The organism is Lysobacter sp. A421 (assembly GCF_054052145.1).
In genome coordinates this window covers 163,536-186,460 of sequence record NZ_JBSVRL010000004.1, presented here as the reverse complement: position 1 = coordinate 186,460, position 22,925 = coordinate 163,536, and the positions used below count along the sequence as shown (strand labels likewise).

Below are 22,925 nucleotides of genomic sequence, written 5' to 3'. Positions count from 1 at the left end.
GGATTGGCGACCGGGTGCAGGGTGGCGCATCCCGATCGGCGCGGGTACCGGTATCCGCGTCAGTCGCCCGACGCCGCTTCATCCATGGCGGCCAGCCAGTAATCCATCAGCCAGCGCGAGATCGAGATCGATGGCGATAACCGCAACCCTTCGCCGGTATCGTCATCGCCCGCCACCACGGCGGCCCGGATCTCCTCGACACTGAACCAGCGCGCATCCTCCAGCTCGTCATCAACCCGGGGCTCATCGGGATGGGCCAGCGCGATGAACCCCAGCATCAGTTGACCGGGGAACGGCCACGGTTGAGACGCCAGATAGCGCGACGCCCGCACGCGGACCGCGGATTCCTCCAGGACCTCGCGCGCAACGGTTTGCTCGAGTGATTCCCCCGGCTCCACGAACCCGGCCAGGACCGAGTAGCGCCGCGGCGCCCAACCCGCCTGCCGACCGAGCAGCAAGCGGGTGCCATCGGTCACCGCGACGATCACCGCCGGGTCGGTGCGTGGGTAGTGTTCCAGGCCACAGCCGCCGCAGCGGCCCAGCCAGCCGCCACGCGAAAAGCCGATCTCACCGCCGCATACGCCGCAATAGCGGTGTCGGGTGCGCCAGTGTTGCAACGCCCGGGCCTGGGCAAACACGCAAGCGTCGAACGCCGGCCACTGGGCGGCCGCGGTGCGCAGATCGATGCAATTGGCTGCGTTGGCGGCGGTCAACGCGGCATCGAGCGCAAACCAGCCGCGACCCTCTCCGTCCTTGCCCAGGAAAATCGCCGCACCAGTGCCTCCCGGGCCCTGGCTGAGGTCTTTGCCCAACGGGGCGTATAGCACGCCGTCGGCATCGGCCAGGGCCTGGCCATCATCGGTGAGCAAAATTACCCGTGCGTGCGCCCATAGCGCAGACAACGCTTCGGGATCATCACGCAGGTGATCAGCGCGGTCGAGCGCACCAGATGAGGACGGGTCGTCCCGCGTGGGGATGGCTTTTGCCTGGTTCCCGGTGGCGTCACCGGTGGCGAATGCACCCGCCTCGACGAATGCGAAAGGCGTGCGGGCGGCACTCACGCGGCGAACGAGGAACCGCAGCCGCAGGTGGTCTTCGCGTTCGGATTGCGGATCACGAACTGGGCGCCATGCAGGCTTTCGGTGTAATCGACCACCGCGCCCATCAGGTACTGCAGGCTCAGTGGATCCACCAGCAGCGTGGTTCCGTCGGTTTGCACGGCCAGGTCGTCTCCGGCCTGCTCCTCGTCGAACTCGAACCCATACTGGAAGCCCGAGCAACCACCGCCCTGGATGAACACCCGCAATTTCAGTGCCGGGTTGCCTTCTTCGGCCACCAGCTCGGTGACCTTGGCTGCTGCGGCGGAGGTGAATTGCAACGGGCGATCCAGCGATTGATAGTCCGGCGCGCTGTCGATGCCGGGTAACGGGATGATCTGGCTTTCCATGTGCTCAGGATGGGGGGTTCGACGGGTGCATTCAAGCCGGCGGCGCGAAAAGGTTCATTCCACCGTTGGCGCCTTCGCCGGTGGCACTGCCCCGGTCGCCTCCGCCCAGGTAAATGACTTCTCGACCTGCGCACCGGAACGGGGTTGCAACCGCACTGTTACCCGCACCGGCGTGAAACCTTCGGGCAGGAACACATCGCCCTGGACCTGCTGGAAATACTTGAAGGAAAATTCCACATCGTCGGCATCGGGCTGCTGGCGCAAGGCATCCCAGTCGACGGTCTGCAGCTTGTCATTGCGCGAGCCTTCGATGGACAGGCTCAGTTGCCCGCTGCTGACCGCGCCGCGGTTCAGGTTCTGGGTCAGGGTGGTCTGGAAGTGCCAGACGCTGTCGCTTTGCGGCTCCACCTTCAACGCGTGCACGCTCAGCCCACGACGTTGTGCGGTGGCACCTACCAGACGCTCGTAGAAGGCGACATCGGCGCGCAAACCGGCAATCTCCTCGTCGCGCTCGGCCAGGGTGCCTTGCAAGTCCCGGTTGGCGTCGCGGCTGATCTGGTCGGAACGGCCCAGCGTTGCGACCCGCTGTTGCAACCCCTCGACGCGCCCCTGCAGTTGCTCGGCAACATCCTCACTCACGGCCAGCCTGGTGCGCACGTCGGCGGATCCGGGCGCGAGTACCCGCCACAGCCCCCAGCCGCCAAATGCCAAGGCGAGCACGAACGCCACCATCGCGCCTATCCGCAAGCGGCGGCGCCAATCCGGGCGCGCTTGCACCTTGGTATCGGCGCCGGCTTCATCAGGGATCTGGGCAGATTCAGGCTCGGTCATGGGGGTCGCCGGCAGTTGCACGGCGACCAGATTACAACGTCACCCCGTGCCGGTCAGCCGCCGACCACCGCGAAATCGGCGGCTGTTTCGGTTTCATGCAGTTGGCCCCCATGCGGCTCGGTTGCCTGGGCTGCCGCCGCTTCCACGTGCAACAGCCGACCGGTGAGCACCGAGCCAGCAGTCATCTCGACCACCTTGTAGTACACATTGCCCTCCACCCGCGCCTTCGCGCCCAGCTCAATCCGCTCGCTGGCGTGGACATCGCCATCGATCCGACCGTTGACCACCATGACCGGCGCACGCACCTCGCCCTCGATGCTGCCGCTGTCGGCCAGGGTAAGCACGGCCTCCTTGCCCTCTTCGGCGATCACCTTGCCGACGACCCGACCTTCGATATACAAGCCACCACTGAAATGAAACTCGCCGTGGATCACCACGTGCGCGCCAATCAACGTGTCGATCTGGGCTGCTGGCACGGATTTGTTCTTGAACATGTCAGATGTCTCCGGTTTGCGCGGGCTGCACCCATGCCAGTGCCTGGTCGAACGAGGCATTCTCGCCCCGCAACGACACCCGCACCCGCTGAGGCGTGAAGCCCACGGGCAACATCACGCTGCCCTTGATCTGCTGGAAGTAACGGAATGAATACCCATGCGCGGGGGCGTCCTCGCGCTGGTGAAGCTCGTCCCAGGCGATCGACGTGAGTTTCCCGTCACGCACGCCATCGACGGAAAAACGCAATTTACCGGCACTGACCGTGCCACGCTCCAGACTCTGGGTCAGCACGATCTGGTAACGCCAGGTGCCGCCGCGCTCGGCAGTGAACTCGGCCGAATGCACACTCAGCCCCTTGGGCTTGCCGGTTGCCCCGGCCAGCCGCTCGTAAAAAGCCAGATTGGCCTGTAGGTCGGCGATATCTTCCTCGCGCTCGGCCAGCGATTGCTGGAGTTTGCGGTTGGCCGCGCGACTGATCTGGTCGGATCGCTCCAGCGTGGCCTGTTGCTGGCGCGACGCCTGCAACTGCTCCTGGACCTGGTGCAAATGCCCGCGACTCGACGTGAGCTCCGAGCTCAGGCCCGGCAGTATCGGCGTGGCATTCCAGCTGGTGGCCGCCCATAGCGCCGCCAGCGACAGCAGCCACGCCAACCCCAGCGCAGCCCACAGCTGCGTGCGGTGGCCGGGCCGATGCGGCACGATCACGTAACGAGAGTTGATTTTTTTCCCCATGGTGCAAAGGCGAGGATATCGCCGAAGTTCCCTATACTCGACCCGATTCTAGCGAGATTGCCCGATGACGGATGCGCACCTGTTCGCAGTTGGCATAGTTCTGGCCTGGTTGGCCGGCATTCGGGCCTACATGACCGTGTTCGGAGTCGGCCTGGCGGGGTTCTTTGGCTGGCTCGACCTGCCACAGGCGCTGGAAGTCACCACCTCGCCCTGGGTGATCGGCGTGTCCGGGCTGCTGGCGGCGGTTGAGTTTTTTGCCGACAAGATCCCTGGCGTCGATTCCGTCTGGGACCTGCTGCACACCCTGATGCGGGTGCCTGCCGGCGCGTTCCTTGCGGCGGCCACGCTGTCGCCGGACGGCAATCTCGGCGTCGGCGCGCTGGCCGCCGGTGCCAGCGTCGCATTGGCCAGCCACGCGCTGAAATCGGGTTCTCGCGCCCTGCTCAATACCTCGCCCGAACCGGTGACCAACTGGACCGCCAGCCTCACCGAGGACCTGACCGCCGTCGGCGGATTGGCGCTGGTGTTCAGTTACCCGTGGGTTGCGCTGTCGATCGTGGTGCTGGTCAGCGTGACCATGGCCACCGTGTTGTGGTGGCTATGGCGGACGCTGTTCCGGCGCCGGCCGAAAGGCCCGGTCGGGCCGGCGACGTAAGTCCATGGATCCCCGCCTTCGCGGGGATGACGAGCAAAAGCCGCCGGTCTGGCCGTTATCACTGGTGCTACGGCGCGATGATCAACTTTCGGTGCGCGTCAACAGGTAGTTCTGCTCGCCCAGGCGATCCATCAGGCTGAGGTGGGTTTCAATCCAGTCGACGTGCTCTTCCTCCGACTCCAGGATGTCGGCGAACAACTTGCGGCTGACGTAATCGCTGACGCTTTCGCAATACGCAATCGCCTCGCGCAGCACCGGCAGTCCGTCCATCTCCAGCGCCAAATCGCACTCCAGGACCTCGCGTGGGCCCTGACCGATGCGCAATTTCCCCAGTGACTGGAAGTTCGGCAAGCCGTCCAGGAACAAGATCCGCTCCGACAACAAGTCGGCATGCTTCATCTCGTCGATCGACTCGTGGTACTCGTGCTCGGCAAGTTCCTTCAAGCCCCAGTTCTTCAGCATCTTGGCATGCAGGAAGTACTGGTTGATCGCAATCAGCTCGTTGTAGAGCGCCTTGTTGAGAAACTCGATGACCTTGGCGTCGCCTTTCATGGGCCCGCTCCGTTGTGGGGATGCGACCACTGTAGACGCTTCAGACAGACGCTGACGGAATGCGAATCGAGTGCGCCCGCAGGCGAGAATCATTGCTCTGAGGGTGATATTGCAAAGCGCGTGGCGGCGTCAGGCGGCCCGGCGCAAGACCGGCAATGGCAGTTCACGTACGGCGTGGGCTTCTTCCAACAGACTCGTCGCCATCTCTACGCAACTGCCGCAGCAGGCACCCGCCCCGGTGCGCATGGTCAGCTCGGCCAGCGAGCTGCAACCTGCCTGCGCAGCCTCGCGGATGTCGTGGTCGGTAATTCCGTTGCAGATGCATACGTACATGCGGGCAAGGCCGCGCGGCGGCGGCAGGTTGGCAACCGGACTGGCTGCAATCCAATTCAACTACGAATGAGAATGATTGTCAATTCGACGGAGTTCCGCCGCCGCTATCGCCCCGCAAAGGGGATCTCAGGGGGCGGGTCCGCGGCCGTTGCCGATTCCACCCGCCATGCCCCGGACCCGGCAGCGGCACCGCCTGTGCGCCAGCCACATGCCGGGCAAATGGAGCCAGATGTTGCAATGCGCTGGCATACACGCCGCGCTTGAACATCACGACATGCTCCAACGGGTACCAGAAGTCGACCCAGCGCCAATGATCGAACTCCGGCTTGCTGGTCGCGTCCAACTGCAGATCGGTTTCCTGACCGGTCAACCGCAGCAGGAACCAGACCTGTTTCTGGCCAATGCAGACCAATCGATCGTTGCGGCGGATCGATCGTTGCGGCAGGCGGTAGCGCAACCAGCCCGGGGTCGCACCCAGCACTTCAACGTGCCGTGGCCGCAGCCCGGTCTCCTCGCGCAGTTCACGGTACATCGCCTCGATCGGCGTCTCGTCGGTGTTCATCCCGCCTTGCGGGAACTGCCAACCGTCGCGATGCACCCGGCGCGCCCAGAACAGGCGTCCGTCGGAATGCATCAGCACGATGCCTACATTGGGTCGATAACCGTCCGGATCGATCACGACGCGGACTCCTGATTTTATTTGACTTGCGTCACTGGTTCCGACTCTGCCACGGGGTTCGCGGTACGACAAGGGTGGAGTGGATGCGACCCTGCCCTCGTGCACGCCTGCGTATCTAGGGCTGCATCGACTGGCCCCAGCGCGGGTCATGGGTCTGTGTGGGGTCCAGGCCGCGGGGCATAGTCGACGCCTGCCCGTGGGAGAAACGCAATCCAAAGCTGTTGGCGGAGCCGACTCCCGATGACTGTTCGCGTCGCAGCAGGAACGACAGGCTCCATCCCGAGTCCAGATCGATATCCAGTCCGGCCCCAAAGGCCAGGGTGTCGTCGTTGTAGCTGCGCATGCCCAGCAGATAGTCCTGCGCCACCGGCAGCAGCACGTAGTTCAGCCGTGCGTCGCCACGGTTTTCCAGCGCCTGTCGGTACTCGACCGACCAGAACGGTCGCAGCGATCCTGCGGCGGTCTTGAACTGATGGCTGCCCTCCACGCCCAGCGCCAGCGTGCTGTTGTCAATCGTTTGCCGGTCGTAGGAAAGGTCGTAGATGCCCAGCCCGCGTTCACGGTAGGCGTCGAGCGTGGTGTGGCTCGCGTCGTAGCGGCCGTATCCGGCCAGGCGGCCGTGCTCGCCGGCGTGTTCGTAGCCAAAGGTCAGCCCGCCAAACAGCTGGTCGCCATCGCGCCTCGCCCGGGCGGTGGCATCGGCTACTGTGCTCCAGCGCCAGAGGTCGAAGTCCAGGCGTCCCAGTCCCAACTGACCGTCGACGAACAGGGGACCGTCGCCACGCCACAGACCGTAGAACGCCACGCTGCGCTGGCGCGCCTCCTGCTGCGAGGGTGAGTCATCGAAGTCGGTGTCGTTCCAGCCCAGGCCACCGGCCACGCCCAGCACCAGTTGTTCGCCGAACAGGCGGTCCACGCCGAGAGTCACGCCGTCGCTGCGGAAATCGAAGCCGTTGGCCCCGCCGCGGGTGTCGCGCTCGCCCAGCGATATCGTGCCGGCCATCCATAGGCCCCAGCCGTGCGCCAGGGCGGGCATGCCACCGGCTACTTGCTCCGCACCCAGCGACAGCCCCGAACCGTGGCCCGCACTCGCACTGAACGTCACGTTGTTGGCCGAAGGGTTACCGCGCCCGTCGCGCAGCTGACGCAGGCGGCCACGGACGTTGTCCTGCTGCGCATTGGCAAAGCGCACGCTGGCGTCCACCTGCGCCTGCAGGCCGCCCACCACTTCCGGGTCGAGCGTCGGGTCCGGGCGCGTCATCACGGCAAGGATCAGGCTCACGGTGCCCTTGGTGTAGTTGCCTTTCGCCGCCTGCGTGGCCACCAGCATGGTCGTACCGGTACCAACGATCGTCACCGTGGACCCGCTCACCGTCGCCACCTCCGCGTTGCTGCTCTCGAAGCTGAAGGCGCCGGTGCTGTCGCTGTCCGGATCGGGCAGGTCGAATGCGGGCTCGCCCAGGACCTTCTGCAGGTCCTCGATCCAGGCCAAAGTAGGCGTAGCTGCGGCGATCGCTACCTCGAGCGTGGCCTGCGCCGCCGGGGCGTAATCGTCGTTGCCGGCCTGGTCGGCGGTCAGCGCGCAGGTGCCGGCCGATTGCATCGTCACCGTGCTGCCGCTGACGACGCAGACCTGCGACGAAGTACTGGTGAAGACCACCGGATTGGCGGAGTCGCCACCGGTCGCCGATACCGCGAACGTGCCGCCCGATGCGAAGGTTGGCGCCTCCGGATTGGCGACGAATCCGGTAATCGCCTGCGCGGCCTTGCCGATCGCGATGGCCCGGGTCACGGTCGCCGCGGCCGCGTAGTCGTCGCTGCCCGCCTGGTCGGCGGCGATGGTGCAGGTGCCAGCCGACTGCATCGTCACCGTGCTGCCGCTGATGGTGCATACGGCCGCGCTCTGCGTGGTGTAGCTCACCGGCAACCCGCTGCTGGCGGTCGCCACCGGGTCGAGTGCAAATGTGCCACCGCCGACGAACGTCCTCTCCTCCTGCGCGTCGAAGGTGATCGTCTGGCTGCCCGCGCCAATGACGACATCCAGGCTCGCCTGCGGTGCCGGACTGTAGTTGGTATCACCGGCCTGGTCGGCGGTCAGGGCACAGGTCCCTGCCGATTGCATCGTCACCGTGTTGCCGCTGACGGCGCAGACGGTTGGCGTCGCCGTACCGAACAGCAGCGGATTGCCCGACGCGCCACCGGTCGCCGACACCGTGAACGTGCCCTCGGGCACGAATGCGGGCGCCGCGGGATCGGCGACGAACGCAGTGATCGCCTGCGCCGCCTGGCCGATCGCGATGTCCCGCGTCACCGTCGGCGCAGCGGCGTAGCTGGCATCGCCCGCCTGGTCAGCGGCGATGGTGCAGGTGCCGGCCGACTGCATCGCCACCGTGGTGCCGCTGATGGTGCATACGCCGGCGGTCTGGCTGCCGTAGCTCACCGGCAGCCCGCTGCTGGCCGTGGCCACCGGATCCAGCACGAACGTGCCGCCCGCAACGAACGCCTGCGCCGCCTGCGCGCCGAAGGTGATCGCCTGGCTGCCCGCGCCGATGACGACATCCAGGCTCGCCTGCGGTGCCGCGCTGTAGTTGGCATCGCCGGCCTGGTCGGCGGTCAGGGCGCAGGTGCCGGCCGACTGCATCGTCACCGTGCTGCCGCTGACGGCGCAGACGGTTGGCGTCGCCGTACCGAACAGCACCGGATTGCCTGATGCGCCACCGGTCGCCGACACCGTGAACGTGCCCTCGGGCACGAATGCGGGCGCCGCCGGATCGGCGACGAACGCGGTGATTGCCTGCGCCGCCTGGCCGATCGCGATGTCCTGCGTCACCGTCGGCGCGGCTTCGTAGTTCGCATCGCCCACCTGGTCTGCGGCAATCGTGCAGGTGCCGGCCGACTGCATCGTCACCATGGTGCCGCTGATGGTGCATACGGCCGCGGTCTGCGTGGTGTAACTCACCGGCAGGCCACTGCTGGCCGTCGCCACCGGGTCGAGTGCGAACGTACCGCCGGACACGAACGACTGTGCAGCTTGCGTGCCGAAATCGATGGTCTGCGCGCTATTCCCGACCAGCACGCCGCTCGTGTCGCCCACGGCATTGAGTGCCGGTGCAGCATCGTTCCCGACGGCGTCGCGCAGAGTCCCTCCGTTGGTCTCGATGGACGCACCCAACACCACGCCATCGTCGTCGCGGTCACCGGACTGAACGGTGTAACGAAAGAGAAGCGCGCTGGTCCCGGAGCCCGTCAGATAGCTCGCATATCGCGTGCCGGCACCCAGCGTCAATGCCAGGCGCGGGGTTCCTCCAGCCGTGTTGACGGTGAGGCTTTCGCTCATGTGGACGGTAAAGTCGAGATTGTCGTTCTCGAAGTAGCGGCCATTGGCCGGCACGGAAACCGACGTCACCGTCGGCGCCGTGTTGTCCACGGCATACGCCTGCCCGCCGGTAAAGCCGGCCGCGGCGTTGCCCGCGTCATCGATGATGCCCGTGCCGCTGCCATTGAGATCCAGCCGCAGGCTGCCGTCACCGGCAACGCCGTTGACGGTGACGGTGTAATCGCTGGAATCGGTGGTCGTGACGGAAGCGACGGTGCCTGCCGCCGTGCCGCTAGCGGCCAACGCGAAATCGGCCGCGTCCACGCCGGTGACGGCCTCGGAGAAGGACACCGCGTAACGCACGCTGCCGGCGTTGGTGGGGGAGGCATCGAGGCGGTCAATCGCCGTGACCACGGGCGGAGTGTTGTCGGCAGCCACAACAGTGAATGCGCCCGGCAGCGAGGAATTACCGGCATCGGTGGTGACGCTCACGTCGTAAGTGCCGGCGGCGAGACTGGCGGGCACGGTCACGGTGACCGTATCGCCCTTGTTCTCGGTGATGGTGGCCGCAACGCCACCGATGGTGATCGACAATTCAGTGTCGAAGCCATAGAGCGCCTGCCCGCTCAGCGTGACGCTGGTGCCGACCTCACCGCTGTCGGGACTCACGCTGGCCAGCACCGGCAGCGCCGATGCACAACTGATGGTGTAGTCGAACCCTCCCGTGTCGGAACTGAGCGAGATGCTGCCGGCACCTCCCGAGTAGTAGTTCCCGACTGTTTCCTGGAATGCGCCGGCATCGTCGAAGCTGGTGGAGATATCGGCGCCTGAAAAGTATCCGGTTGAACCCGCGGTGATATTGGAGATCTCGAACGAGACCGTGTCCCCGACGTTCGATGCCCACGAGACGTCATTGAGGTCGACACTGCCGCCATCGGCAACGCTGCCGCTGCGCGGCGTGCCGTCGGGATTGTTGATCACCTGGCAGAACGAGGATGCCGACGCCTGCGGAGCCCAGCAGGCAAGCCCAAGCAACCCCGGGATCAGTGCACTACGCAGCCATCCGGCCAGATCACGATTCATCGCATTCCCCTCCCCCAGTTGGTCCCTTAACCGTGGAGACGGTACCGACCCTGCCTGAGTCACGACTCCATCCGCGGTGCCGGCACAGCGGGCCGACGGTGGCTTTGCAATTTGCGTCGCATCACGCCTGTACCCGATGCGATGCGACGGAAATTGTAGCGTGGCGGGTTTGCTTGAACATGGGCGCAACGCACGGTTGCGGCAATTGACACACGGGCCGGAATCAGGAAGAATTCCCGGTTCTCCGCGCGGCTATGTAGCTCAGCCGGTTAGAGCACAGCACTCATAATGCTGGGGTCGGTGGTTCGAGTCCACCCATAGCCACCACGTGATGATCACCCTGGAGCGAGACCAGGGCACAGCCAACCCCGCGTAATTGCGGGGTTTTTTGTTTCCGCAAACCGAGACAAACGGCTGCCTCACCAGCCGCTGCATAGCGGCCGGGTGTGGGCGAGGCATGCATCCATGCCTCGCGATACGGGTGACTCCCGTCAGTAGCTACCCACCAAGTTGATGAACCAGCCCTTGTGGTCGTAATCAAAATTGGTCAGGTCATCGCTGAAGTCGGTGAAGTTGTAGCCGACGCCCAGCCGGAAGTGCCGATTCAGATCCCGGTCCAGACCGACCAACCAGCCTTGTCTGGTGCCGCCATTGTCGACATCCAGCCAGCGGTACTCCGCCAGTCCATGCCACTGCTGGATCAACTCGTAACGGATCTGTCCGGCAGCAAACGTGGTTGCCGAATCCGCCCAGGCACCGGTGCCGCGGCCGTAGCGCACTTCGCCTTCGCGACGGGCCAGCTTGGCGGCGAATTCCCAGTGCTGGTCGCGCTTGTACACGCCTTCCAGCGACAGCACCTGCGAGCGCTGGTCGTAGTCCGCCCCACCGACCTGGCCCAATGTGGACAGGTCGTAGAGGTAGGTGTAACGGCCGAACAGGCCCCAGCGGGTGCTGTTCCACGGACGGTAGGCAAAGCCCAGGTTGCCTTCCGCGAACCTGGCGCCGGCCTGCACGTCCAGCTTGTCGGTGGTCTCGGAGTAGTTCACGCGTGCCGCCAGGCTCAAGCTGTCGTTGACCTTGTGCATCAGCCGGTTGGTGGTAACCCACTGTTCGCGCTGCTCCGCACCGGTGTCACGCCGCCATTCCAGCTTGGTCTGCCAATCCGTGCCCGGCGAGCTCCGGCCACCGCTGACACTGACCGCACGACGATCGACATTGTCTCCATCGGCATTGGTCAGGTCGCCATCCTGCAGCGTGAAACCAAGGTTCCAGCCTTGCGCCGGATAGAAATCCATGCCGAACGTGTGGGCAAGACCCGAGGCGCTGGGCGTCTTCAGGAACTGGCTCTCGTTGAACATGTTGACCTGATTGGACAGGCGCCAACGCTGCCCCAGGGTCCAGCCATTCTGGCGATTGGCATTGAACAACGGGTCGTATTCGGTTCGATCGGTCGAATGGGTGTATGCGCCGTAAAGGCTGTGGTCCGGATCGATCCGATACTCGGCGTTGACCTGCGCGGCGTCGCCACGGTCACCGGTGCTGACCTCGGCCCCCACGGTGGACAAGTCCCCGAACAGGTACTTGCCGCCCACGATCAGCGCGTCGTTTGCCGCGTACTTGCCGCCATCATCGTCCAGCGTGAGTTGGCCGGTGCCATACAACTCCAGTGCGGTGCCGACACGTTGGCTGTACTTCAGTGCGCCCAGCACACCACTGATGTCACCCGTCACGCGATCCTCGTTGACTCGGCGGACTTCGCCGCTCAAGGTGCTGTCGTCGTTGATCCGCCACTCCGCGGTGAGCTGCGCCTGGGTCAAGGCTTCTGCACCGCGCTCGGCACGGCTGGCACGGGTGTAGATACCCAGGCTCGGATTGATTTGGCCAATCAGTTCCGCGCCGTACTCTTCGATCTGGCTACCGATGTCATGGCGCGACACCGAATAGCCGGCATCCACGCGACGCCACCAGGCACCCGTACTCCAGTCCTGTTCGGTGATACCCAGCTCCTTGAAGTTCAACCGCGCTTCGGCAGCACTGGCCTCGCCCTCGCGCGGACCTACCGGGTTGAGCTGGGTAAAGGTGAAGCCACCATTGTCGGAGAAGAAAACCGGCGCGCCGGTGGCTTCGGTCTGGCTGTGCTCCAGCTTCAGGTAGGTACCCTTTCCTGCCTGCAAGGTCAGGTCGACACCGGCCAAGGTGTAATCATCCCCGGCGCGATTCTCGTCGACGTGTGTCGCGCCGATTGCGACATGATCGCCGAACCAGTGCTTGCCACGGAAGCCGGCAGTGACCTGATCCGAATCGAATCCCGACGGCACCCATTCGTAGTCCACCATCAGGCGCTGCTCCAGGCCGTCCAGAGGCGCGTCACGCGTGAGGGTAGGACTGTTTTCAAGCGTGACCTGTGCCAAGGGTCGCGTCAGCAACAGTCGGCCCTGCAATTCGTCGATCTCGTAATCGGCGCCGCGCACCAGGTCGATGCGGTTCTCGACCCGACCGGTGGTCAGGTCGCGTACTTCCAGCACCACCACGTCCGAGCCGGGCAGCACATCGGTGTGCTTGAGGTAGTACAAGCTGCCGCCGGTACCGATGAATTCGCTGTGCCCCGGCGAAGTCTGCGCCTCGGACGCAAATACCCGCAGCTGGCTACCGGGGTCGCCCCAGGCGTTGTTACCCATCGATCGCCAATCCAGCGCCGCGCCGTACAGCGAACGCACGTACTGGGCGTACTCGGTCCCGGTGAAGCCGACACCGTAGTTGCCCCATAGCGCCTGGTTCTTGTCCCAGTCCGCACGCAGGTAGAAGCGTCCCATCGTGTCCACGTCACGATAGGTGGTGGAGTCATCACCGTAGACCGGGTAGTACATGTCCGGATCCAGACGACGGAAAATATCCTGCGGGTCGGCGTTGGTGAATCCACTGAACAGATGCTTCAGGTCACGCTGGGTGGTGTCGGCCTGGGCAGTGACCAGGTACTTTCCCGCAAACTTGCCCTTGCCATAAAACGCCAGGCGGCCATCACTGAGAATGTCGTCCTGGTAGCGGCGGTCATTGTCGAATGGCGTGGTGGACCCGCTGATGTTGTTCTCGGAGACGGTGATGTCCGCCAACGCCACCGCAAACAGGTACTTGCCTGACACCTCGACATCCAGCGTCTGCTTCAGCGTGTTGTCGGTTCCCTTCTGCAACTCCAATGCGAACGGGTGATTGCCTACCGGAGCCAAAAATTCGGCTACGAACTTGCGCTCCATATCGACCGGATAGGTATCGCCATTGATCTTCAGCGCGTAACCGTCGGGGAGGTCGCGCCCCTGGATGCGGATACGTGAGCCGTGGATCGGGATGTTCTGCTGGCGGAGCCCATTGGCGGCAAATACGCTGTCAACCAGACTCTGCATCTGCGCCTGTTCGGTCGTCATCGCGCTTCCCAGCGACTTCTCCACGTTGTCGCGGATCATGCTGGCACCACGCGCCGCTTCTTCCGGCGTGACCAGTTGCAGGGTGCGTGGCTGGGTCTCGTCGAAGCGCCCATCCTTGTCATAGGCACGCAAGACGTACACCAGCTCGTCGCCAGCACGGTGCTTGAACCGGGATGGAAGTTCGCCATTCCAGTCCATGTTGGACACGGCGGCGACATCGATCGGCAGTTGCGCAATCGGGTCGATCAGATCGCCATCGGCGGCGCGGTAGAGCGTCAGCTCGTAACGCTCGATGAAACTCGGGTAGTTGCTGCGGACGAAGAACGCCACCGGCTCGGTGATGCGGCGGCCATCAAAAGCCACCATCGATGGCGCCGATATCGACAGCTCGGGTTGGCCCAGCGTGGGATCTTCGGTCGCCCAGATAATGCCGCCATTGGGCAGCGTCATCGTGAACTTTCCCGCTACGGTGGCTTTGCCCGGCTGCTGCAGGCCGATCTCCACCCGGCGGTCCGGCTCCAGCGCATTCGACGAGGAGTGCAGGTCGGTACCGTGGGTCGCTGGCTCATCCAGGCCGCGGGTACGCAACTGGAACAACAGGACATCATCATCGCCGCGGCAGCTTTCATCACCGCATACAACGGTGCCTGCCGCAACATCGCTGTCGACAACCCCCGCTTCCTGCGCGGAAACCGATCCGGCCATGCCGGCCAGCAGGGTGATGAGAGCGCAATCCAACAGTTTCATTTTAATTTTCATGACTCGCCCCTCAGTTCTTGCCAGCAGCAGGGGCTGCCGAATCGTTGCTGGATTCCACACGCAACGTGGCGCGGACCTGGGGACTCAATCGCTCGGCTATGGCTTCGTAAACTGCTCTGGACCGACGCAAACCCAGGGCGGCGTTGTACTCAGCTGACGCACGCACGTCGGTGTGGCCTACCAGCACCACCGTCCCGCCCTCGCGGCGTTCAAGCTCCGCGGCAACCTGCGCAATCAGTGCGTTGAATTCCGGCCGGATCGTGGACTTGTCGGTATCAAACAACACCGTCCCCAGCAGGGTGTCATCGCCGTCAAAGCCAACCAGCCGGGTGCTGGCATCGTCCACATCGGCACGCACGCTGATCGATGTTTTTCCAGCCACCTGCTCGGGCAGTAGCTGCATCAGCGCCGCTTTCACCGTAGAAGCGCGTTCGAACGCCAGAGCCTCGCCACCGTTCGCATCAATCACCACTTCGCCGCCGTCGTATTGGACCAACTTGGTAGCCAACTCTCCGATTGCGGGCAGGTAGATATCCCGGAGTTGTGCGCTGCCGGGGCTGAACAACATCTCCTCCAGCATCATCTCGACCTGCTCTTCACCGCCAGGGATCTCCTCCACCGGCAGCTTCACACCGAAGTCGAAGCGCACTGGCAAACCCGGAGTGATACGCCGTACCAGCGGGTTGTCGGTGGTGAACTCCGCTCCCGGCGGCAACGTCGACGGATCAACCTTGAGGATAAAATTGCGGCCACGTGCCCAGTCGCCACCGGCGATTCCGGCCAGGTGATAACGACCGAACTGGTCAGTCTCGATCAACAGGCCTTCCACCGAAGCGATCCGGACTCCCGGGACCCCGCGCTCGTCGATACCGGTGTTGGTGATTACGTAATCCACCGCATAGCCAGCGTCGACCTGCGCGACACGACGCTCCACTACAGGCGCCGCGGCCGTCAGGCCCTTGGCGGCATCCCCGCGTTGCTCGACCGTAGTCTTGCCACCCGCATCCATCCGTACGGTGACGCCCTGCGCGCTGGTCATTACGAAGTCATTCGTGAAGCTCAGCTTGTCCAGTCGTTGGCTGATCACCACCCGATGGCTATCCACCGGGTCAGCCAGCGATCCACGCCCGCTGATCTCACCCACCCGGATGCCGTGAAGCATCGGCGAGCTGGCATCAGGCTCCGCTACCGGCCCCTGGCCACGGTCGACCGTGGTCGAGCCCGCGATATAGGCAGCCGGCGAGAAACCACCCTGCACATGCAACTTGGTCAGCGCGGCACCGTCCTGCCAGCCATCGCCGTCACGGTCATCAAACACCGTGCCCAGCAACAGGCTGTCATCCAGCACCGCGTCGGCGGTCAATGCGACTTCCGCGGTGGCGATGTTGGACAGCGGCTGTTCGCCATCGCCGGAATATGCCTGGGCCTGGTTGATGTGGCTGCCCGGACGGACACCCGCACCGACCCGCATCAGGTACACCAGCGTGGCGCGCTGGCCGATCGCGATATCCAGTCCCTCGAAGCGCAGCGGACTCTGACCGACGACCGTGCCGGCGTTGTCGCCATCAGCGACCGTCAGCGAACCCTCGACATAGCTGAATCCGGCCGGTGCCGTATCCAGCACCATCGCGTTGGCGACATCCACCACACCCGTGTTCTCCACGTTCAAGGTGTAACGGACCAGGTCACCAATCTTCACTTCCCGCACGCTGGCGGCCTTGCTCAGGCGCAAGGAAGCTTCACCCGTCACCGTGATCGTGACCGTCGCCTCGTCGCACACCGGAGTCGGTGTCGAGGCATCGCAGATGCGATAGACAAAACTGTCCTCGCCGGCAAAGCCCGGAGTTGGCACATAGCTGATGCTGCCATCCGGGTTGATGGTGATACTGCCATGGGACGGCGGGCTGACCTGGGTCACCGAGCCCGGATCCAGCGGGGCTCCGATGCTGGTGTCGTTGCCGGGCACCATGATCTTGACCGGCGTGCCCGATTTGGTGGTTTCGGCATCGTCGATCGCTTCCACCACGTTCGGCAAAATGGTGATTGTCACCGTCGCGATGGCGCAGTTTGACGGGTTGGCCGCCTCACAGATCTCGTACTGGTAGGTATCAGTGCCGGAGTACCCCGGTACAGGCGTGTAGGTAATCGTCCCGTCCGGGTTGACCACAACTTCACCGTGCTCAGGTTGAGCGATTACGGTTACCGACACGTCCTGCGGATTCTCGATCGGGGAACCGTTGAGGCTGTCGTTGACCAGCACTGACGTAGTCACCGGAGTGTTCTGCGGCGTGATGTCGCTGTTGTCGTCCGCGCTGATTTCCGGCACCACCACAGGCACTTCGATGGTTGGCTGGCAGGCCTCGGCGGTGGAGCCCACCGGGCAGGCTTTGCCATCGGTAATCACCGCGGTATTGACCACTACACCGGCAAGGGCATCCTCTACGGTCACCACATAGGCGCCAGTGAGTACGCATGCCGCACCCGGCTCCAATGTGCCGCAGGTGATCGTGGCGGGGACGATCTTGCTGTCCGCCACCGTCACGTCCGTCAACGTCACGTTGCCGGTGTTGGTCGCCGTCACGGCGTAGGTGATCGTGTCGCCAACGGTCACCGTGCCGCTGCCGTCCTCGTCGGCATTGCCGGACATCACCTTGTTCGACGTGATGGTCGGGTCGGCGTCAATCGGCGTGTTGGTCGTCGACGGCGGGCTATCCACCGGCGGCGGCGCGGGGTTGCCTGGCGTGACCGGCGGGGTGCCGGTCGCGGTCGCGGTGTTCACCACTTCACCCGCGTTCACGTCGGCCTGTGTCAGCACGTAGCTGCCGGTACAGGTCGTTTCCGCGCCCGGGGCCAGCGTCGTCACCGGGCACACCGCCGGCGTCGTCAGCTGGTCATCGTTGATCACCAGGGCGTCGATCGTCACGTTGCCGGTGTTGGTCACCAGGAAGCTGTAATCAATCGTGTCGCCCACGGCGTTGCCGCTCGGGGCGGCCGCGCTCTTCACCACCGTCATCGACGGGGTGCTGGCAATCGGCGTGTTCGTCGTCGACGGCGGACTATCCACCGGCGGCGGCGTCGGGTTGGACGGCGTGGTGGGCGGGGTTGCCTCGGCAGTCGCGCTGTTCACCACCTGACCTGCGTTCACGTCCGCCTGCGTCAGCACATAGGTGCCGGTGCAGGTCGTCGTGTCGCCCGGAACCAGCGTCGTCACCGGGCACACCGCCGGCGTCGTCAGTTGGTCATCGTTGATCACCAGGGCGTCGATCGTCACGTTGCCGGTGTTGGTCACCAGGAAGCTGTAATCGATGGTGTCGCCCACGGCGTTGCCGCTCGGGGCGGCCGCGCTCTTCACCACCGTCATCGACGGGGTGCTGGCGATCGGCGTGTTCGTCGTCGACGGCGGACTATCCACCGGCGGCGGCGTCGGGTTGCCAGGCGTGACCGGCGGCGTGCCGGCCGCAGTCGCGGTGTTCACCACCTGACCCGCGTTCACGTCCGCCTGCGTCAGCACATAGGTGCCGGTGCAGGTCGTCGTGTCGCCCGGAGCCAGCGTCGTCACCGGGCACACGGCCGGCGTCGTCAGCTGGTCATCGTTGATCACCAGGGCGTCGATCGTCACGTTGCCGGTGTTGGTCACCAGGAAGCTGTAATCAATCGTGTCGCCCACGGCGTTGCCGCTCGGGGCGGCCGCGCTCTTCACCACCGTCATCGACGGGGTGCTGGCAATCGGCGTGTTCGTCGTCGACGGCGGACTATCCACCGGCGGCGGCGTCGGGTTGGACGGCGTGGTGGGCGGGGTTGCCTCGGCAGTCGCGCTGTTCATCACCTGACCCGCGTTAACGTCCGCCTGCGTCAGCACGTACACACCCGTACACGTTGTGCTCTCTGCCGGCTCCAGGATCGTTGCCAAGCAGATCGGCTCCACGTCAAGCTTGTCGTCGATAACGACCAGATCAGTAAGCCGGGTATTCCCGGTATTGGTCACCAGGAAGCTGTACTCGATGCTGTCGCCCACGGCGTTGCCGCTCGGGGTGCCCGCGCTCTTGACCAAAGTAAGACTACTAACCGGTGTGGCTTCCGTCGGGGTGTCCACCGGCGGGCTGCTCGGCGTCGGCGGCGGGATCGCCCCCGGCGTGCCTGGCGGCACACCGGTCGCGGTCGCGGTGTTGGTCACGGTGCCGGCGGTCACATCGGCCGCGGTGATCGTGTAGGTGTTGTTGCTCGGCGCGCACGCAATGTCCGTATCACCGACTGCCAGGGTCGGGATCGTGCACACCAGGCCCGGCAGCATCGGATCGCTGACCACCACATCCGTCAGGTCCACCGTGCCGGTGTTGGTCACGGCAAACGTGTAGGTGATCACGTCACCTTCGTCACCGGCCACCGTGTTGCCATTGGTGTCCGCCACGCTCGCCGACTTACCCAGCGTGAAGTCCGCCACTGGCGCCCCCCCCGTCGGGGTGTCCACCGGCGGGCTGCTCGGCGTCGGCGGCGGGATCGCCCCCGGCGTGCCTGGCGGCACACCGGTCGCGGTCGCGGTGTTGGTCACCTTAGTCGCGGTCACATCGGCCGCGGTGATCGTGTAGGTGTTGTTGCTCGGCGCGCACGCAATTTCCGTCGCGCCCACCGGCAGGCTGGCGATGGTGCACACCAGGCCTGGCAGGTTTACGTCGCTGACGACCACATCCGTCAGGTCCACCGTGCCGGTGTTGGTCGCGGTAAATGTGTAGGTGATCACGTCACCTTCGTCACCGGTCACCGTGTTGCCATTGGTGTCCGCCACGCTCGCCGACTTGGCCAGCGTAAAGTCCGCCACCGGCGGACCCACCGTCGGGGTGTCCACCGGCGGGCTGCTCGGCGTCGGCGGCGGGATCGCCCCCGGCGTACCTGGCGGCACACCGGTCGCGGCCGCGGTGTTGGTCACGGTGCCGGCGGTCACATCGGCCGCGGTGATCGTGTAGGTGTTGTTGCTCGGCGCGCACGCAATGTCCGTCGCGCCCACCGGCAGGCTGGCGATGGTGCACACCAAGCCTGGCAGGTTTACGTCGCTGACGACCACATCCGTCAGGTCCACCGTGCCGGTGTTGGTCGCGGTAAATGTGTAGGTGATCACGTCACCTTCGTCACCGGTCACCGTGTTGCCATTGGTGTCCGCCACGCTCGCACTCTTGGCCAGCGTGAAGTCCGCCACCGGCGGACCCGCCGTCGGGGTGTCCACCGGCGGGCTGCTCGGCGTCGGAGGCGGGATCGCCCCCGGCGCGCCTGGCGGCACACCGGTACCGGTCGCGGTGTTCACCACCTCACCGGCGGCCACATCGGCCGCGGTGATCGTGTAGGTGTTGTTGCTCGGGGCGCAGCTCTGTGTATCACCGACCGCCAGGGTCGGGATCGCGCACACCAGAGTCGGCAGCATCACGTCGCTGACGACCACGTCGGTCAGGTCCACCGTGCCGGTGTTGGTCGCGGTAAACGTGTAGGTGATCACGTCACCTTCGTCTCCGATCACCGTGTTGCCATTGGTGTCCGCCACGCTCGCCGCCTTACCCAGCGTGAAGTCCGCCACTGGCGCCCCCCCCGTCGGGGTGTCCACCGGCGGGCTGCTCGGCGTCGGCGGCGGGATCGCCCCCGGCGTGCCTGGCGGCACACCGGTCGCGGTCGCGGTGTTGGTCACCTTAGTCGCGGTCACATCGGCCGCGGTGATCGTGTAGGTGTTGTTGCTCGGCGCGCACGCAATTTCCGTCGCGCCCACCGGCAGGCTGGCGATGGTGCACACCAGGCCTGGCAGGTTTACGTCGCTGACGACCACATCCGTCAGGTCCACCGTGCCGGTGTTGGTCACCGCAAATGTGTAGGTGATCACATCACCTTCGTCACCGGTCACCGTGTTGCCATTGGTGTCCGCCACGCTCGCCGACTTGGCCAGCGTGAAGTCCGCCACTGGCGGACCCGCCGTCGGGGTGTCCACCGGCGGGCTGCTCGGCGTCGGCGGCGGGATCGCCCCCGGCGTGCCTGGCGGCACACCGGTCGCGGTCGCGGTGTTGGTCACCTGACCCGCGGTCACATCGGCCGCGGTGATCGTGTGGGTGTTGTTGCTCGGCGTGCAGCTCTGCGTGTCACCGACCGCCAAGGCCGGGATCGTGCACACCAGTCCCGGCAGCATCGCGTCGCTGATCACGACGTCGGTCAGGTCCACCGTGCCGGTGTTGGTCACCGCAAATGTGTAGGTGATCACATCACCTTCGTCACCGGTCACCGTGTTGCCATTGGTATCCGCCACGCTCGCCGACTTGGCCAGCGTGAAGTCCGCCACTGGCGGACCCGCCGTCGGGGTGTCCACCGGCGGGCTGCTCGGCGTCGGCGGCGGGATCGCCCCCGGCGTGCCTGGCGGCACACCGGTCGCGGTCGCGGTGTTGGTCACCTGACCCGCGGTCACATCGGCCGCGGTGATCGTGTGGGTGTTGTTGCTCGGCGCGCACGCAATGTCCGTCGCGCCCACCGGCAGGCTGGCGATCGTGCACACCAGACCCGGCAGGTTTACGTCGCTGACGACCACATCTGTCAGGTCCATCGTGCCGGTGTTGGTCACGGCAAACGTGTAGGTGATCACGTCACCTTCGTCACCGGTCACCGTGTTGCCATTGGTGTCCGCCACGCTCGCCGCCTTGGCCAGCGTAAAGTCCGCCAATGCGACCTCGGTGATGACCGAGTCGCTGTTATCCCCACGCCTGTCCGTGGGTTCGCCAACCGTTGTATCGAGCACGGAATCGACTTCCACGACGGCGCTATTTTCTATATCCCCAGCCACTGTTGGTGCGATTGCACGAATGGTTATGACAACCGAGCTTCCCGCCGGCAGGCTCTGGATTGATCCCGTCACGACAGAGCCGGCGACCGCAGTACCCAGTACGCCGCAAACAGCGCCATTGAGGGCGCTGCCGCAAGTGAGATCGGCCGCGTCAATGGTCATTCCGGCAGGCAAGTTGTCAGTGAACTTCGCACCGGTGGCGGTGTGGGTACCGTTGTTGCTGATGGTCAGGGTGTAATCGAACTCCTCCCCAGCCCCCACCATTGCCGGCGCCGTCTTGACTACCTTCAGGTCGACGACACGGGGGATATTGATAATGTCGCAGGCAACGTTGTCGCCTTTGTTCGCCAGGTCGATGGTTGGCGGACTGGCCGGGTTATAGGGCCCGCTGGGCAACGCCGTGCTGGAAGCACCGCTATTGGTACAGCTGATCGTGCTGTCGTATTGCTCCAGCCTCGACGGGCTTCCGGCAACCATCACCTCTTGCAGCGTAATGGTGTTGCCGGGCATGACCGCTTGTCCGGTTACGTAGGGGTACTCGGTTGCCGCACCCGAGGTGACATTGCCATCCATCCGAACCATGTTGACGTTGGCAACGCTGTAGTCGAATTGATCCTGCGGCTCCATGCGGCCTTCCGGCAGCAGCTTGCGTACTTTCACGCCGCCCCAGCGCACCCCGAAGGCGAAGCCTTGATTGCCGCTAACGGCATGCAACTGGCCCACCACTGAGAATGGAGTGCCGGTTCGAGTCGTGGAAAAAACGGCCGCATTGGCGGTTCCGCCCTTTCCGATCAGGCGCTTGCAGTCGACAGCTCCTACGCCGCCACACCCAGTAGGCACCGTATTGATGGTCAAGTGGTTGCTGGGACTAGCTCCCAACCATTCGAGAAGTTGCAGGGGGGTTCCGCCCGCGACGACGCCAAAATCCAGCGACTCTCCGGTGTTGGTGCTCTCGCCGTCAGCGAGGATCAGCTCGAACGCATTGGTCTCCTCGACGCCCACCGGATTGAACAGCCGGATATCCTGCAGCGTCACGCTCGTATTGTTATTTCCATTGCCCTGCAAAACCGCCCTATTGGGCGTATAGATGGTGTAAAAATCGGTGTTTCCGCTGAATTGCGAACCGGTCCAACTCGGGGCCTGGACGGCAGCCAAGCCGTTCCCGCTCAGGTTGGCAACAACGACCGTGACCTGCATGGTCGAGCCATCCGGGAGATCGAATGTCAGCGGTGTCGAGCCATTGGCACCCAACGTGACACCGTCCAACTGCAGCCAGCAAATTTCGCTGACATGCTCACCATTCGAGTTGGGATCGGCCATACGGCATTCGTTGGCTGCGGTCGCCGGGGCCGCCAACCCCAGCCACAACAGCGTCCCAACCCAGGCGAGCGTCCAGCTGCGGCGTGCGGTCGACGGGGCGCTCCGCCGTAAAGCAGGCCTGCTCACTTGGAGTAACTTCCACGCTGCCGCGCGACAACTGGCAAAAAATCCACCGCCACAAAGAGACTTCCGAGCCATCACGCTTCACCCTGTTCCATCATTTTCGTTTGCTGCGCTCGCGCAACGTTATTTCGGCGGGCCAATTGGCCCGCCGAAAGAGGCTTTCCAGGGTTTGTCGAACCGCCCGACAGGCGCGAACTTCCATTTAGCACCACGATTCGTGGTGATTGCTTCCCGATTTGGGCCGGATATTAACCTAACTCGTCAGACAATGCCCTCGTCAGTCAGGCTGGTGTATCTGAAACGCCACCTATGGAAGCTTCAAAGCGCGTACGCCGTCCCTAAAGCTACGATCGTCCGACGCAAGCGATAGACCCAT

General features: G+C 64.7%; 12 protein-coding genes and 1 tRNA gene. 2 read left to right on the top strand and 11 right to left on the bottom strand.

What is annotated here, in order from left to right; all coding sequences use genetic code 11:
- Positions 1-59: 59 nt before the first annotated feature.
- From nudC to ACW7G6_RS12240, 5 genes are all read right to left on the bottom strand, one after another.
- Positions 60-977: an NAD(+) diphosphatase gene (nudC, locus tag ACW7G6_RS12260; protein WP_456998386.1), complete on the bottom strand. Its 918-nt coding sequence runs from the start codon at positions 975-977 to the stop codon at positions 60-62.
- Positions 978-1,057: 80 nt separating this feature from the next.
- The gene (gene erpA, locus ACW7G6_RS12255; protein ID WP_456963341.1) at positions 1,058-1,447 is read right to left on the bottom strand and encodes an iron-sulfur cluster insertion protein ErpA; all 390 of its coding nucleotides are present in this window, start codon (positions 1,445-1,447) and stop codon (positions 1,058-1,060) included.
- A gap of 54 nt (positions 1,448-1,501) precedes the next feature.
- Entirely contained in the window at positions 1,502-2,278 is a 777-nt protein-coding gene (locus ACW7G6_RS12250; RefSeq protein ID WP_456998361.1) for a DUF6776 family protein, read from the bottom strand.
- A 53-nt stretch (positions 2,279-2,331) separates the two neighbouring features.
- Complete coding sequence (locus tag ACW7G6_RS12245; RefSeq protein ID WP_456979982.1) at positions 2,332-2,772, bottom strand: bactofilin family protein; 441 nt, start codon at positions 2,770-2,772, stop codon at positions 2,332-2,334.
- Position 2,773: 1 nt separating this feature from the next.
- A complete protein-coding gene (locus ACW7G6_RS12240) occupies positions 2,774-3,505 on the bottom strand; it encodes a DUF6776 family protein (RefSeq protein WP_456998360.1) in 732 nt (243 codons plus the stop codon).
- A gap of 64 nt (positions 3,506-3,569) precedes the next feature.
- Here ACW7G6_RS12240 and ACW7G6_RS12235 point away from each other — a divergent pair, with 64 nt between their 5' ends.
- Entirely contained in the window at positions 3,570-4,160 is a 591-nt protein-coding gene (locus ACW7G6_RS12235) for a DUF4126 domain-containing protein (protein WP_456979984.1), read from the top strand.
- An 81-nt stretch (positions 4,161-4,241) separates the two neighbouring features.
- Here the strand turns inward: ACW7G6_RS12235 and bfr are convergent, their stop codons facing one another.
- From bfr to ACW7G6_RS12215, 4 genes are all read right to left on the bottom strand, one after another.
- Positions 4,242-4,712 carry a bacterioferritin gene (bfr, locus tag ACW7G6_RS12230; protein WP_456963336.1) on the bottom strand — a complete coding sequence of 157 codons (471 nt, stop codon included), beginning with the start codon at positions 4,710-4,712 and terminating at the stop codon, positions 4,242-4,244.
- Between the two features lie 129 nt (positions 4,713-4,841).
- Complete coding sequence (locus ACW7G6_RS12225) at positions 4,842-5,045, bottom strand: bacterioferritin-associated ferredoxin (protein WP_456980146.1); 204 nt, start codon at positions 5,043-5,045, stop codon at positions 4,842-4,844.
- A gap of 79 nt (positions 5,046-5,124) precedes the next feature.
- A complete protein-coding gene (locus ACW7G6_RS12220; protein WP_456979985.1) occupies positions 5,125-5,724 on the bottom strand; it encodes an RNA pyrophosphohydrolase in 600 nt (199 codons plus the stop codon).
- Between the two features lie 115 nt (positions 5,725-5,839).
- Positions 5,840-10,123 carry an autotransporter domain-containing protein gene (locus ACW7G6_RS12215; RefSeq protein ID WP_456979986.1) on the bottom strand — a complete coding sequence of 1,428 codons (4,284 nt, stop codon included), beginning with the start codon at positions 10,121-10,123 and terminating at the stop codon, positions 5,840-5,842.
- Positions 10,124-10,373: 250 nt separating this feature from the next.
- Here ACW7G6_RS12215 and ACW7G6_RS12210 point away from each other — a divergent pair.
- Positions 10,374-10,450, top strand: a tRNA-Met gene (locus ACW7G6_RS12210).
- 164 nt (positions 10,451-10,614) lie between these two features.
- Here ACW7G6_RS12210 and ACW7G6_RS12205 read toward each other — a convergent pair.
- Positions 10,615-14,289, bottom strand: coding sequence for a hypothetical protein (locus ACW7G6_RS12205; RefSeq protein ID WP_456979987.1), 3,675 nt, complete (start codon positions 14,287-14,289; stop codon positions 10,615-10,617).
- A 22-nt stretch (positions 14,290-14,311) separates the two neighbouring features.
- Complete coding sequence (locus tag ACW7G6_RS12200) at positions 14,312-22,426, bottom strand: DUF7507 domain-containing protein (RefSeq protein WP_456998359.1); 8,115 nt, start codon at positions 22,424-22,426, stop codon at positions 14,312-14,314.
- Between the last annotated feature and the right edge of the window lie 499 nt (positions 22,427-22,925).